Raw genomic sequence first — 14,892 nt, forward strand, 5'->3', positions numbered from 1 at the left:
CTCCTTACGCCGCGATGGCATTCATGATTGCCGGAACGGACAGTTTATCCAGCGGGATCTCTGCCACCTGTTTGCGATCGCGCATGATGATGACGCGATCGGCATAGCCCACCAGCTCTTCCAGCTCGGAGGAAATGACCAGCAGCGCCAGCCCGTCCGCACAGAGCGTTTCGATAAGCCGGATAATTTCGGCGTGCGCGCCCACGTCGATACCGCGCGTCGGCTCGTCGAGGATCAGGAACTGGGGTTTGGTCAGCAGCCAGCGGGAGAGCAGCACCTTCTGCTGGTTACCACCGGAGAGAAATTCAATCGGCTGTTCCGCGCTCGGGGTGCGAATCCCGAGCTGGCGGATAAAGCGCTCGGCGATGGCGTTCTGCTCTTTACGGGGGATCGGGCGCAGCCAGCCGCGCTGTGCCTGAAGCGCCAGAATGATGTTTTCCCGTACCGAGGCAGCGGCAATAATACCGTCCGTTTTCCGGTCTTCAGGGCAGAAGCCGACGCCCAGACAGGAGGCCTGATGCGGCGATCGCAGCGTTTGCGGTTTGCCCTTGATCAGCGCGGTGCCGCTGTCGGCGGGCTTGATCCCGAAGATCACCTCGGCGGTTTCGGTCCGGCCTGATCCTAACAGACCCGCCAGCCCGACAATTTCGCCGGGACGCACTTCCAGATTAAACGGCGCGATAGTTCCTTTTTTACCGTAATCGTTGAACGCGGCGACCGGTTTCTCGCTTAGCAGCGTGCGGCCCGCGCGCTGGAGGGCGTTGGTCTCCAGCTCGCGGCCCAGCATCATTTTTACCAGCTCGATCTGCGGCAGCTCGCGGGTTTCGCGGCAGCCGACAAAGCTGCCGTTGCGCAGCACCGTGATGCGATCGCTCACCTCGTACACCTGATCGAGGAAGTGCGTGACGAAGATCAGGCTCACGCCCTGATCGCGCAGCTGGCGCATCAGGGTAAAGAGCATCTCCACTTCCTGGGTATCGAGGCTGGCGGTGGGTTCATCGAGGATCAGCACCTTCGCAGAGAGATCGATCGCACGACAGATGGCGACGATCTGCTGCATCGCCACGGAAAAGCGATTCAACGGCTCGCGAACGTCGAGGGAGAAGCCGTACGATTCCATCAGCTTCGTGGCGCGCGCCTCCATCTCTTTGCGGCGCAGCAGGCCAAAACGGCGTGGTTCACGGCCAATAAACAGGTTATCCGCCACCGACATATTCGGCAGCAGGTTCACTTCCTGGTACACCGTCCCGATCCCCAGCTGTTGGGCATGGGCGGTATTTTTTGGCGAAATGGCGTTGCCTTCCAGCCAGATGGTGCCGCGATCGGCGTGATAAACGCCGGTCAGGGATTTAATCAGCGTCGATTTCCCCGCACCGTTCTCGCCCAGCAGCGCCATGATCTCACCGCGCCGCAGGCTAAAATCCACGCTATCCAGCGCCTTTACGCCGGGGAAGAATTTGCTTAAGCCCTCTGTGCGGAGGATTTCCTGGTGTTGATCATTATTCATATGTCCTCCCCTCACCCTGACCCTCTCCCCGGAGGGGAGAGGGGACTCTTCGTGCCAATGGTTAAGTCCCTGCACCACCCCGCATTTTTCCCTCTCCCCTCCGGGGAGAGGGCTAGGGTGAGGGGCGCTGCGGGGCTTAGTAGCCCATATTTTTCTTCTTCTCTAACTCTTCTTTTGCCGTATCCGGCAGGTAGAGCGTGGATTTGGTGACCGTCACCTTCTCAGGCATCGTGCCGTCTTTCTTGAATTTCTCCAGCGCATCGAATGCTGGGCCCGCCATGTTCGGCGTCAGCTCGACGCTGGCGTTGGCTTCACCGTCGATCATCGCTTTGTAGATGTCCGGCACGCCGTCGATAGAGCCGGTGAGGATATCTTTGCCCGGCTTCAGGCCCGCTTCTTTAATCGCCTGAATTGCCCCGATCACCATGTCATCGTTGTGGGCGTAAACCATGCAGATGTTCTTGCCGTTGTTTTCAGCCTTGATAAAGCTCTCCATAACCTCTTTACCTTTACTGCGGGTAAAGTCGCCGGACTGGGAGCGGATGATCTTGATGTTTGGCGCTTTAGCGATGGCTTCGGCAAACCCTTTCTTACGATCGATGGCCACGCTCGCGCCGACGGTACCCTGCAGCTCAACGACGTTACACGGCTTACCGTCGACCTGTTTCACCAGCCAGTCGCCAATCAATTGCCCTTCAAGCACGTTGTTGGCGGTGACGGTGGTCATATAGAGAGATTTGTCTTTGACATCGATGGAACGGTCGAGCAGGAAGACCGGAATTTCAGCGTCTTTCGCTTCCTTCAGAACCGGTTCCCATCCCGTCGCTACGACCGGAGCAATAAAGATGGCATCCACGCCCTGGGCGATAAACGAGCGCACGGCTTTGATCTGGTTTTCCTGCTTTTGCTGACCATCGGCGATTTTCAGGGTGATGCCGCGTTTCTGAGCCTCGCTTTTCGCAACGTTGGTTTCTGCTGCACGCCAGCCGGATTCAGAGCCAACTTGCGAAAAACCTACGGTTAAAGGGGCGGCCATCGCCATAGACGACATGGCTGCCGAAACTGCTGTAACAAGAAGTAAGCGCTTCCACATATGAGCGTCCTCGTAGGGGTGTTTATTGTTGGTTAAAAGATGTTCTGCGAAATGACTATAGCTAATGAAATATGTAACGAATTGCGTTACATCACACTTCAGAAAAGTGAATAAAACGTTAATCACAAGTTTGTAATCGCTTTCATTTCACCATTAAAAATGCGGCTGAGTTTATGGATTTTCCTGTCATGGAATCGGTCTGAAAAGTGGCGCGAGCGAGGAGAGAAAGCGAAAACAGGCGGAGACATTCAGCGTGAGTTGGCTATAATACCTGCCACTTGTTTACCATCCATTTTAAAGGACACCGACATGAGCTTACTCAACGTCCCAGCGGGTAAAGAACTGCCAGAAGACATCTACGTAGTTATCGAAATCCCGGCCAACGCAGATCCGATCAAATACGAAGTGGACAAAGAGAGCGGCGCCCTGTTCGTAGACCGTTTCATGTCTACCGCGATGTTCTATCCGTGCAACTACGGTTACATCAACCACACCCTGTCTCTGGACGGTGACCCGGTTGACGTGCTGGTCCCAACGCCATACCCGCTGCAGCCAGGCGCTGTTATTCGCTGCCGTCCAGTTGGCGTCCTGAAGATGACCGACGAATCCGGTGAAGATGCGAAGCTGGTTGCGGTCCCGCACACCAAGCTGAGCAAAGAGTACGATCACATCAAAGATGTGAACGACCTGCCAGAGCTGCTGAAAGCGCAGATCACTCACTTCTTCGAGCACTACAAAGACCTCGAAAAAGGCAAGTGGGTTAAAGTTGACGGCTGGGACAACGCAGAAGCGGCGAAAGCAGAAATCATCGCCTCTTTCGAACGCGCTGCTAAGAAGTAATTCTTACTGCTGCTAAGGCACAAAAAACAACGCCACCTCACGGTGGCGTTGTCGTTTTTCAGTACTGGTCTCTGTCTAACCAGTTACCGCTTACAATCCGCGTTAACCCGTCGACCGGACGCTGGTAGACATACATCCACGCGCTTCCGTACGGCGTCTGGATCAACTGGCGAGCGTATTCACCGCCCCTGGTGCGCAAGGCATCAAGTTCGGCAAGTGTAGCATTATCAATACGATAAACTTCACCCTGTACTGTTCCTTCGCCGGGAACCGCGCCTGGATAGTGGCCCAGGCTGTACAACTGGTAGTTCTCAATATTGTAATTCCCCAGTAGCTGGGCATTGGTCATCCAGTGACTGTTGCCTTGCCTGGTTCGTAAACTGCCGTAGACAAATATTCGCATTGCTAAAACTCAAACTGATAGAGCAGATCAAGTGCCTGGTCTACGCCGGACACTGCTTCCAGATATAGCTTAGGCATCAGGCGATAGCGTAACGTGAGTGTTGCCAGTGAGTCAAAGATCCCCACACCATATTTTACCTGCAGACCCGGCAGTACATAGCCGCTGACCACCACCTGCGAGGAGTCACCCACGCCCTGGGTGTCGAGCGCCAGGTTGCTTACGCCGAACGTCTCGCCGATTTTACCCACAACCTGCCCACTTTGTGCAACCCCCAGACCGACTAACATCGAGGTCATCGCCGCGCTGTCGCTCTGACCGCTGTCCAGACCTTGTCCACGCAGCAGATAAGAGAGGGCTTCCTGCTGCGACATCGCCGGGTCAGAGAAGATCTCCGCCTTCGGTTCGTCGGCGGAACCGGTAACGCGAACGCCAGCAATAACGTCGTTTTCCGTCGCTTCCGGGTTACGAATCGCTTCGATATTCAACAACGGCTGATCCGGTGGACCGGAGAACAGCAGCTCGCCTTTGCGCACAATCAGATCCTGACCATAGGCATGGAAACGCCCTTCAGGAATATTGATCTGCCCGTTGAGGCCAAGTCCTTGTTTATCCTGCGCCACTTTCAGGTCGCCCGTGAGCCTCGCCTTCAGCCCAAACGCATCCAACCGCACGTTATTTCCCACGTGCACGATAAGGTTACTATTAATCGGTATGCCAGCGCTCTTCTCTTCAACGGGTTTCAGATTTTCATTGAGCATAACTTCATCACTGGAGACGCCGACCGCGCTTTCCGGCACCTCGTGAACCACGATGCGCGCCCATGGAACGTCCACGCGGCCATCCAGAGTGAAGAGACTTGGCGTCGCCTCAAAGACCACATCAGGCGAGACGTCCAGGCGCACCATTGGCGGTACGGTGATGCGTACCCGGCTCCCCTTCGCCGCGATGCGGGCGCGCCAGTTATCGATCTGGCTCCAGTCCGCGTCGCCGCTCAGGTTGATTTGCCCCTGCTGGGTGAGCACCGAGCCGCTCAGCGTCGAGCTCATACCATTGAAGTTCATCGCAATCTGGCTGGGCTGCATATCGAACGGCATGAAGTTACCGTCGATATCCACCCCGCTGAGGCGCAGCTGGCCGAACAGCTGCGGGCTTTGCGCGTTGCCCGCCAGGCGCAGGTTGGCATTCACCATGCCCTCGGCTTTTTCCCCGCGCGCGAAAATCGGGTTCACCATCGCCAGGTTGAAGTTGCGGATATTGACGTTACCGCCCAGATTGCGCCGCCCCTGCGGATCGGTGATCTGTATCTGCCCGTCCATCTGACCATTGTTGGTCAGACGGATAAGCCACCCCAGCTCCGCACGGTTGTTATGCAGATCGGCGTTCAGGTTCAGGGTATCGAAGGCCACCGGCAGCGGCGCGTCGTTCACCTCCTGCGTCACCTTCACGTTGCGCCCGGAGAGCGTGACGCTGCCCTGTGGCAGCCCCTCTTTGGTGGTGTCCCAGGCTACATCGGCTTTTCCGCTGAAGACGCCGCTGGCCTGCGTGGTATCCGGCATAAATGGCTTCAGCATCGCCAGATCGAAGCGGTTGAGGTTGATCTGCGCACGCCCTTCCGCGCCCGCATCAATGGTCTGCGGCACGCAGAGTTCCGCGTTCGGGTTAGTCCAGCAGTGTGGCCCGATGCTGATCTTCTGCTCGGCGTTGCGGTAGTCCAGCGCGATGGAGCGTGACAGCGCCAGCGGACCCACCGGGGTGTTGAAACGAGTATTGTCCAGCGTCCCTTTCCAGCGTTCTTCCTTGCGGTCGAAGCTGCCGGTCAGGTGCAGCTGGCCGGAGACGGGCTCACCCTGCACGCGCAGCTGGAGATCGTGCTGCTTCTCGTTCCCTTTGGCGTCCAGAGTGACCAGGTTAATGTTCACGTCCGGCTGAGAAATACGCTCCACGCGCAGGTTCAGGTTGCCGCCGATCTGATCGGTGGATTTCACATCCCCTTCCACGCGAACGCGGGCAACGCTCAGCTCCTGCCAGCGCAGGTTATTGGCGGTGATATCCGCCAGCAGCTGCGGCGCGTCTACGGTGCCGCGCACTTTCACGAGTCCTTTCGCCGTGCCGCCCAGACCCGGCAGAGCGTTATCCAGATTCGGCGCGTCGATGGTGGCGTCCAGATTGAGATCTTTCACCCCCAGCTCGCCTTTGATATCCGCCGTGTTGCGGCCCAGCGCCACGTGCAGCCCCGGGATAATCCACTGCAGGTAGCTGTTGCCCTTCACCGAGCCTTCAACATTTACCTTGTTCTGCTTCACGTTCCCGGTGAGCTTGATTTCCGGCACATCCATCTGCCACGTGCCGCCGTAGAGGCTGCCGCGGGTTTTGATAAGGCCATCCAGCTTTGACGGCCAGTCTGGCACCTCTTTGGCGGTGTTAATCCCCGTCAGCTTCAGCTCGCCGCGCCAGCTGATTGCCTGCTGCCAGTCGAGCAGGGCAGTCAGCTCGGTTTTGCCTTCCAGCGCCGCGACGGTCAGCTTATCGAGGTTAACCTGCTGTTCGTTACCCTTCGCATCCAGCGTAATGTTCGCGGGCGGCACGCCCTGCCCCTTCACCGCGGTGCGGAACGAGAGCGTGTAGTCGGTCATCTTGCCGCTCAGCTTCAGCTTCAGATCGTCGGCCTGATACTGTTTTTCGCCGGTGAACGGCCAGTAAAGCTGCTTGCTGACAACCTCCAGATTGAGCGGCAGCCCGGCTTCCGCCAGCTGCGTTTGCGCGCGGAGGGTCATGTCTACCGGGCCGGAGAGATTCACCCCGACATCCAGCTTCTCGCGCAGCGCGCCGCCCACTTTGACCTTCACCTTTTCGCCCTTGAGCGGATCGATGTTGAGTGCGCTATTTAGGGTGATATCCACCGGCCAGTTGTCGCGCAGCAGGGCGTTGCCTGACGCATTCACCGAGCCCTGGTTGGTGTTGATATCGAGCGCGTCGAGCTTCATGTTGCCGTCAATGCTGCTGACTTTCAGCAGCATGTTGAAGACCGTCAGATCGGTATCGCCGGTCAGGCGCAGCTGCTCGCCTTTAAACTCCTCAATGTTGAGGTTCAGCGGCAGATGAACGTCAGTCATTTCAGGCAGGACTGGCTTCGAGAAGAGATCTTTCAGCGTTTCGCCCAGCGGCTTCTCTTGCGGCTGCGGGTTCTGGATCTTCGGCTCGACGATCTCTTCCTGCGCCACATCCGCCACTTTCGGCAGCGCGATCAGCAACCCCTGCAGGGACGTTGGCGTCAGGGTGAGGTTTTTCTCCTGCCAGCGCAGGCCGGAGGTGAAATCCATTACGGACACGGTGGTGTCGTCGATTTTGATATTGACGTTATCCAGCGCCACCCGATAGAGCGCGATCGGGTACGGGGTGGAGAGATTCAGCGGGCCGCTGTCCTCTTCCTCAACCGGCGCAGACTCCGGCATTTTCTTTGAATCTATCGCTACGTTAACGTCTTTTAGCGACAGATCGTTAACGCAGAGCTTGCTGTCCCGCAGACAGCCCAGCTTCACCGCGAGGTGGAATTCCCCGGCGTTCACCGCCACGCCCGGCTGCTCGTAGCGAATGTTCTTCAGACGCAGATCGCGCCAGCCGCCCGTCACCTGACCAATTTCCAGCCCCGGCACCCAGCGGTTCGCGGCGTTAAACAGCAGATGGAGCCCGGTCGTCGTTCCCACCAGAAACGCCACCGTACCGAGCAGCAGTACGATAAAAATCAGTACCCCGAGGCTTATTTTCTTCCATAAACTCATAATTCTGGCCCCAGACCGATGTAAAACTGTAATCCGTGTTCTTCTTTGTCGCCGACCGGCACGGCGAAGTCGAGCTTGATGGGCCCGACGGGTGACTGCCAGCGTACGCCCACGCCTGCACCGGTTTTAAAGTCGCTGCGGCGAATATCGCTCACCGCTTCGCCGCCGTCGACGAACATGGCCCCCCACCATTTGCCGCTGACGTTGTACTGGTACTCCAGCGAGCCGGTCGCCAGTTTGGAAGCACCGATCAGCTTGCCGTCATCGTCTTTAGGTGCAATGGATTTGTATTTGTAGCCGCGAATGCTGCGGTCACCCCCGGCGAAGAAGCGCAGGTCCGGCGGAACCTTGTCGAAGTCGCCGGTTTCAATCCAGCCGAGATTGCCGCGCATCACAAAGCGGTGTTTGTCATACAGCGTGCGGATCCAGACGTTTTGTGCCTGAATTACCGAGAAATCCACGTCAGAACCCCACATGGTGTTGGAGTAATCGATGGAGTAGCGCTGCGAGTCGCCCCAGGTCGGCATCAGGCCACCGCGGGAGCGGGTGCGGCTGATCATCACCCCGGGATAGAGCAGCATGGTGGTGTTGGTGACGTTGGCCTGGGTAAAGTGGTCCAGGCTCCAGCGCAGGTTAATCGCGCGCTGCCAGCCGCTGGAGAGATCCCAGTAACGGGACACCGCAAGCGTAGTGGAATCGGACTCGGTGTCGTTCAGATCGGTGCGCTTAAAGCCCCCCTGGACCAGGTAGTACTGCTCAAGAGGATTTTTCAGCAGCGGCATTTTATAGCTGAAATCGAGCTGCTGTTCCGGCGCGGAAATGCTGGCGCTGGTGGTCAGGCTGTGACCGTAGGAGTTCATCCACGGCTTTTTCCAGGTGGCCTTTACGCGCGGGCCGACGTCTGTCGAGTAGCCAACACCGGTCTCAATGGTGTTCTCGGTGCGCGGCGAAACAACGCCATGCAGCGGCAACACCTTGGTTTTGCGAGACTTATCAAATTCCGGTGCGACAACCACGGAGTTAAACCAGCCGGTAGCGGAGAGACGACGGTTCAGCTCCGCCAGATCGCTTGACTGGTAGTAATCGCCTTTTTTGAACGGCACGAGGTTTTGCAGATACTCTTCACGAATTTGCGAGCCTTCAAACGTGACATCGCCAAAGCGGTAGCGTTCGCCGCTGTCGTAGTCGATATCCCAGAAGGCCTGGCGTCGCTCCAGCGCGATGCCCAGCTGGCTTTTATTGAACTGGCTGTCGAAGTAGCCCTTGCGCAGGGAGACGCTCGTCAGCTCTTTTTTGAAGTGGTCGTAGTCACCGTGGTTGAGCACGGTGCCGATTTTCGGCCGCGTGCTGAGCAGGTCCAGATAGTCACGATCGGTACGCGCGCCGCCGCGCAGGATGACGTTCGTGCCGCCAATCAGCACCGGCTCGCCCGGTGAGACGCGGGCAATAAGCACCTGACGCCCCTTCTTTGGCGGCGGGCGAAGATCGAAATCAATAGTGGGTTCGTAATAACCCAGCGCTTTTAGCCCTTCACGGATCGCGTCATCCACGCGCGCGCGAAAACGCCGGTCCGGCGTCACCTCATCGCTCTGGATGGTCGACAACTGCGCACGCACGTTTTTTTCCAGCGTCCCGGATAACCCCTCAACCTGCAAACGGACATTCGCCGCGCTGGCAACCCCGCTTGTCAGCAACACACTGACTAAACATAACTGGCGGATTTTTGTCACGTTTTCTCCTGAATATCCCTTTTCCACCCTGGAAGCAAATGAAGTGCCGCTGTGCGGCAAAATACGGCCTGGAAGCCAAAAACCCAAATCGTGGGTTGAAAACGGGTGTAACACCCAAATATTTCTTATGATTAAATCTAGTCTCATTCAGCGCATTTATTGTGTTCAATTAAACGCTTCGTGACAACCTTAACCGAAACATCGCACCCCGGGAGGCCCCATCGTGAGTTTATTCGACAAAAAGCATCTGGTTTCACAAGCTGATGCATTACCGGGACGCAACACCCCTATGCCTGTGGCGACCTTACACGCCGTCAATAACCATTCAATGACCAACGTTCCTGATGGAATGGAAATCGCCCTGTTCGCCATGGGCTGCTTCTGGGGCGTTGAACGCCTCTTCTGGCAGCTGCCCGGCGTTTACAGCACCGCGGCCGGCTACACGGGCGGTTACACGCCGAATCCAACCTACCGCGAAGTCTGCTCCGGCGAAACCGGTCATGCAGAAGCGGTCCGCGTGGTTTACGACCCTGCGGTCATTAGCTACGAGCAGCTCCTGCAGGTCTTCTGGGAAAACCACGACCCGGCGCAGGGCATGCGTCAGGGCAACGACCACGGTACGCAGTACCGCTCGGCGATTTATCCGCTCACGCCTGAGCAGGATGCCGCCGCCCGCGCCAGTCTTGAACGTTTCCAGCAGGCCATGCGTGAGGCGGGCGATACGCGCGACGTGACGACAGAAATCACCACCGCAAAACCGTTCTACTACGCCGAGGACGATCACCAGCAGTATCTGCATAAAAACCCGTACGGCTACTGCGGTATCGGGGGCATTGGCGTCTGCCTGCCGCCACAGCTGGCCTGATTACCGCTCCAGCGCCACGCGAGCCGCGTGGCGCGTCGCATTGCTGACCGAACCGTAATCCATCACCTTTCCCTGTAGCAGCAGGTTAAAGACCGGCGCCTGCGGTCGGTTGAGCCGCGTTTGCAGCAGATGCACGGCTTCAATCCCCAGCTCGCGGCAGGGCACCGTCACGCCCGTGATCGGTTTTTCCAGACGGTGCGCTAAGTTCCATGCAAAATCGGTCGTAACGAGTGAAATGTCTTCCGGAATGCGTAGCCCGTGACGCGTCAACGCCCCGATCACCCCTTCCACCATGCTGGTACTGTTGGGGAAAATCACCTCCGGCCACTGGGATCTGTCATGACTCATCAGCCACGCGTCCAGCGCCCGTTCGGCCTCCTCAGCGGTAAACCACTCCGTCACCAGCAAATCACGCTGGGGATCAAAAGCCACGTGAAAATGGCGGTACGCCTCTTTGATGCCGTCCAGGCGCGCATACAGCGTTTCTCGTCGCAGGCAGGTGAGCGTGAGCACACGGCGATGCCCCTGCTCAAAAAGGTACTGCATGGCGGTGAAGCCAATCGCCCGGTGATCGGGTGAGACGGCATCCAGCATCCTATCCCGGTCAACGGAATTAATTAACACGCAGGGCTTATTCAGCGTGCTGGCAAGTTTAAATATGGTGGAATCATCAGTTCCAATAATAATTATCGCGTTAATATTCTTCTGGCTTGCCTTTTCCATAAAGACTTTCACATCGGCGTGCTGCTCTTCTAAACCACAGCAGGTGACCCACACGTTGTGTCGCGCGCAGGCTTCAGCAATTCCTTTCGTCACTTCCAGATAAAAAATATCCCCGCGTCCCTGAAAGGTTCTTTCTGGTGCAAAAACAGCGATACCGTTAATTAATAGTCTTCCGCTCGCCATGGACTCCAGGACGCCTAATTCTCTGGCGGTGCGAACGATCGCCTCCCGGGCTTTATCGCTGGTATACGACTTGCCGCTTAATACCCGCGACACGGTACTGACGGAATAGCCCGTCAGGGCCGCAATTTCCTCCATTTTTAACCTGCCAGGCATAGTGTGACCTCGCTCTCATTCAGTTTTTGCAAATATTTGCAGAAACAGTCTATTGATTTTAAAACTAAATTTCAGAAAGCCTGGAAATTACTTAATCACCTTGCGAGTATTCTCACAAAAACACATTGTCGCTGCGGCTCGCCTTTCCTATTTTCCGGTCATCACTTCTTTTCAACTGAAATTAAGGTGTGACATGGAGAAGGTACGTTTTGGCATTATTGGAATAGGTAATATCGGTACGGTCCACGCGCGCTATTTACTGGCGGGTACCGTCAGCGACGCCTGCCTGGCGGCGGTTTGCGATAATGCACCGGAAAAGCACCCGGCCATTCGCCAGTTGGTCGGCACCCTCCCGTTATTCAGCGACGCGCAGGAGATGCTCCAGAGCGGGCTTATCGACGCGGTGATTGTCGCCACGCCGCACTACGAGCATCCGCGCCTGTCGATGCTGGCGATGCGTAACGGCATCCATACCCTGTGTGAAAAACCGGCGGGCGTGTATACGGCGCAGGTGCAGGAGATGAACGCCTGCGCCCGGGAGTGCGGCGTGGTGTTCGGCATCATGTATAACCAGCGCCCGAATCCGCTCTACCAGAAGGTGAAAGATCTTATCGACAGCGGCGAGCTGGGTGAGATCCGCCGCTCCAACTGGATCATTACCAACTGGTATCGCTCGCAGAGCTACTACAACTCCGGCGGCTGGCGCGCCACCTGGAAAGGCGAAGGCGGCGGCGTGCTGCTCAACCAGGACCCGCACCAGCTCGATCTCTGGCAGTGGCTGGTGGGCATGCCGGTCCGCCTGCGCGCGTTCTGCCAGTTTGGCAAGCATCGCGATATCGAAGTGGAAGACGAGGTCACCGCCTACGCGGAGTACGCCAATGGCGCGACCGGCGTGTTTATCACCACCGTGGCGGAAACGCCGGGCACTAACCGGCTGGAAATCGTCGGCGACTGCGGCAAGGTGGTCGTCGAAGAGGGCAAGCTGCGCTACTGGCGGCTGCGCGAATCCGAAACTGCCTTCAACGCCCGCTGGCAAAACGGTTTTGGTGAACCCGAATGCTGGGAGGTCACGATCCCCGTCGCCCCGGAATGCAGCGAACACCACGTGATTACCGCCAACTTCTCTGCCGCCATCCTGCGCGGCGAGCCGCTCATTGCGCCGGGTCTGGAAGGGATCCGCGGGCTGACGCTCTCCAACGCCATGCACCTCTCTACCTGGACAGACGACTGGGTCGATCTGCCGCTCAACGAGAAACAGTATCTGCGCCTGCTTCAACAGCGCATCAGCACTTCAGTGGCTAAAGAGACCGCCAGCGTCACGCTGGATGCCTCAGGCACCTGGTAACTCCGGAGATAAACGATGTTAAATGTCGCCATCGTGGGAACAGGGAATATCTCGCATAACCATATTCAGGGCTATTTGCAGTTTGGCCAGCGCTGTCGGATCGTCGCGCTGGTGGATATTTACCCGGAAAAAGCCCACGAGAAAAAAGCGCGCTACGGCCTGACGGACGCCCGCGTGTATGCAAGCCACCAGCAGATGCTGGCGTCTGAGCCGGATATCGACATTGTCGACGTCTGCACGCCGCCCTACGTTCACGCGGAAATTAGCATTGATGCGCTGCACGCCGGGTGCCACGTGCTGTGCGAAAAGCCGATGGCCGCCTCGCTGGAGGAGTGCGACGCGATGATCGCCGCGCAACAGGCCAGCGGCAAGATCCTCTCCATCATTGCCCAGAACCGCTTTACCGATGCCTTCTGGCGCTTAAAAGCCGCGCTGGACTCGGGGATCGCGGGCAAGGTTTGCCACGCGCAGGTGGATTCGTTCTGGTGGCGCGGGCATTGCTACTACGACCTGTGGTGGCGCGGCACCTGGGAAAAAGAGGGGGGCGGCTGCACGCTTAACCACGCTGTTCACCACATCGACGCCATGCAGTGGATGCTCGGCTTCCCGTCCGAGGTGGTGGCGATGATGACCAACGCGGCGCACGACAACGCCGAAGTGGAAGACCTGAGCGCCGCAATCTTCAAATACCCCGGCGGCGCGCTCGCGCAGCTTACCGCCTCGGTGGTGCACCACGGGGAAGATCAGAAAATCATCATTCAGGGTGAAAAGGCCCGTATCTCCGCCCCGTGGCAGGCCTTTTCCAGCGTGAGTGCCGATAACGGCTTCCCGCAGGAAACTAACGATTTTGAGCGAGAAGCACAGCTTAACGCCGTTTTTCAGGAGACGCCGAAGCTCAGGTGGACGCTGCACACCGGGCAGATTAATGACCTGCTTTATGCCATTGAGCACGGCACGGCGCCGTTAGTGGATGACCTGCAGGGCAAACGCTCGCTGGAGCTGATTACCGCCATTTATAAATCGGCCATTACTCGCGGTGTCGTCTCATTGCCCATTGGCCGCGACGACCCGTTTTACCGTACCGGCGGGATCAACGCCCTCGCCCCCCGTTTTTATGAGAAATCCGCAAGCGTCGCCAACTTCAGCGAAGTGGGCGCTATCCCTCTGGGCAAAGATCTGGATCGAGGAGTGTCAGCATGAACAAGAATGACGGAATGAACTACGCCCCGGTGGGCAAACCCCAGCCGGTGGTGCGCGAGGGGGAATTTGTGTTTGCCGCCGCCGCGCTCGATCACGGCCATATCTACGGCATGAGTAACGGCCTGATTGAAGCCGGGGCCACGCTGAAGTGGGTGTACGATCCCGACCCGGCGAAAGTAGATAAATTCCTTCAGCAGTATCCGCAGGCCAAAGCGGCGGACTCGCTGGACGCGATCCTTAACGACGACGAGGTGCGTCTGGTTGCGGGAGCCGCCATCCCGTCCGAGCGCTGTGCGATGGGGCTGAAAGCGATGGCCGCAGGCAAAGATTACTTCACGGATAAAGCGCCGCTCACCACCCTTGAACAGCTGGCGGACGCCAAAGCGATGGTGGAAAAAACCGGGAAGAAATACGCGGTGTACTACAGCGAACGTCTGCACGTGGAGAGCGCGGTTTTTGCCGGGCAACTGGTGCAGCAGGGCGCGATTGGCCGCGTGGTGCAAACCCTGGGAACCGGCCCGCACCGGGAAGGTACTGGTCGCCCGGACTGGTTCTACGATCGTCGCTACTTCGGCGGCATCCTGTGCGATATCGGCAGCCACCAGATTGAGCAGTTCCTGTTTTACACCGGAAACAACGAGGCCTCCGTGGTGGCAAGCCAGGTTCGCAACGTTAAACACCCGCAATACCCGGCCTTCGAAGATTTCGGTGACGCGATGCTCAAAGGGGAAAATGGCGCCAGCGGCTATTTCCGCTGCGACTGGTTTACGCCGGACGGGCTTTCTACCTGGGGCGATGGCCGTCTGACGCTGCTCGGTACCGAAGGCTATATCGAAATCCGGAAATATGTCGATCTCACCCGCGGCGAGCAGGATGTGGTTTACCTGGTCAATAAAGAGGGGGAATTCCGTTACCCGGTCGCCGGACAGGTCGGGTTCCCGTTCTTTGGCGAGCTGATCCTCGACTGCCTGAATCGTACCGAAAATGCCATGACGCAGGCTCACGCCTTTAAGGCGGCGGAACTCTGCGTGAAGGCGCAGATGCTGGCCAACGCGACGGCATAACGGGAGG

11 protein-coding genes are annotated in these 14,892 nt (G+C 57.8%); 5 read left to right on the forward strand and 6 right to left on the reverse strand.

Annotated features, from left to right (window positions below; all coding sequences use genetic code 11):
- Positions 1 to 4: 4 nt before the first annotated feature.
- Positions 5 to 1,507: a galactofuranose ABC transporter, ATP-binding protein YtfR gene (ytfR, locus tag ACWKXT_RS16370; protein ID WP_454528653.1), complete on the reverse strand. Its 1,503-nt coding sequence runs from the start codon at positions 1,505 to 1,507 to the stop codon at positions 5 to 7.
- A 136-nt stretch (positions 1,508 to 1,643) separates the two neighbouring features.
- Positions 1,644 to 2,600 (reverse strand): galactofuranose ABC transporter substrate-binding protein YtfQ, encoded by a 957-nt coding sequence (gene ytfQ, locus ACWKXT_RS16375; protein WP_014882271.1) that lies wholly within the window; start codon positions 2,598 to 2,600, stop codon positions 1,644 to 1,646.
- A 309-nt stretch (positions 2,601 to 2,909) separates the two neighbouring features.
- Between ytfQ and ppa the strand changes: the two genes are divergently transcribed.
- Entirely contained in the window at positions 2,910 to 3,440 is a 531-nt protein-coding gene (ppa, locus tag ACWKXT_RS16380) for an inorganic diphosphatase (protein WP_008501423.1), read from the forward strand.
- Between the two features lie 58 nt (positions 3,441 to 3,498).
- On the opposite strand, the gene ACWKXT_RS16385 is transcribed toward ppa, so the two are convergent.
- The 3 genes from ACWKXT_RS16385 to tamA are packed head-to-tail and all read right to left on the reverse strand — an operon-like array spanning position 3,499 to position 9,352.
- Complete coding sequence (locus ACWKXT_RS16385; protein ID WP_008501424.1) at positions 3,499 to 3,843, reverse strand: gamma-glutamylcyclotransferase family protein; 345 nt, start codon at positions 3,841 to 3,843, stop codon at positions 3,499 to 3,501.
- A gap of 2 nt (positions 3,844 to 3,845) precedes the next feature.
- Positions 3,846 to 7,622, reverse strand: coding sequence for an autotransporter assembly complex protein TamB (gene tamB / locus ACWKXT_RS16390; protein ID WP_454528652.1), 3,777 nt, complete (start codon positions 7,620 to 7,622; stop codon positions 3,846 to 3,848).
- Complete coding sequence (gene tamA, locus ACWKXT_RS16395) at positions 7,619 to 9,352, reverse strand: autotransporter assembly complex protein TamA (RefSeq protein WP_454528651.1); 1,734 nt, start codon at positions 9,350 to 9,352, stop codon at positions 7,619 to 7,621. The genes tamB and tamA overlap by 4 nt, the downstream gene beginning before the upstream one ends.
- Positions 9,353 to 9,575: 223 nt before the next feature.
- On the opposite strand from tamA, the gene msrA reads away from it, so the two are divergent.
- Entirely contained in the window at positions 9,576 to 10,217 is a 642-nt protein-coding gene (msrA, locus tag ACWKXT_RS16400) for a peptide-methionine (S)-S-oxide reductase MsrA (protein ID WP_061099445.1), read from the forward strand.
- Here msrA and ACWKXT_RS16405 read toward each other — a convergent pair whose 3' ends face one another.
- Positions 10,218 to 11,276 carry a LacI family DNA-binding transcriptional regulator gene (locus tag ACWKXT_RS16405; protein WP_454532920.1) on the reverse strand — a complete coding sequence of 353 codons (1,059 nt, stop codon included), beginning with the start codon at positions 11,274 to 11,276 and terminating at the stop codon, positions 10,218 to 10,220.
- Positions 11,277 to 11,469: 193 nt separating this feature from the next.
- Between ACWKXT_RS16405 and ACWKXT_RS16410 the strand changes: the two genes are divergently transcribed.
- The 3 genes from ACWKXT_RS16410 to ACWKXT_RS16420 are packed head-to-tail and all read left to right on the forward strand — an operon-like array spanning position 11,470 to position 14,885.
- Positions 11,470 to 12,621 carry a Gfo/Idh/MocA family protein gene (locus ACWKXT_RS16410; RefSeq protein ID WP_454528649.1) on the forward strand — a complete coding sequence of 384 codons (1,152 nt, stop codon included), beginning with the start codon at positions 11,470 to 11,472 and terminating at the stop codon, positions 12,619 to 12,621.
- 15 nt (positions 12,622 to 12,636) lie between these two features.
- Complete coding sequence (locus tag ACWKXT_RS16415; protein WP_454532921.1) at positions 12,637 to 13,821, forward strand: Gfo/Idh/MocA family protein; 1,185 nt, start codon at positions 12,637 to 12,639, stop codon at positions 13,819 to 13,821.
- Complete coding sequence (locus ACWKXT_RS16420) at positions 13,818 to 14,885, forward strand: Gfo/Idh/MocA family protein (RefSeq protein ID WP_454532922.1); 1,068 nt, start codon at positions 13,818 to 13,820, stop codon at positions 14,883 to 14,885. Before ACWKXT_RS16415 ends, ACWKXT_RS16420 begins: the two co-directional genes overlap by 4 nt.
- Positions 14,886 to 14,892 lie beyond the last annotated feature (7 nt).

The organism is Enterobacter sp. UPMP701, assembly GCF_053709515.1.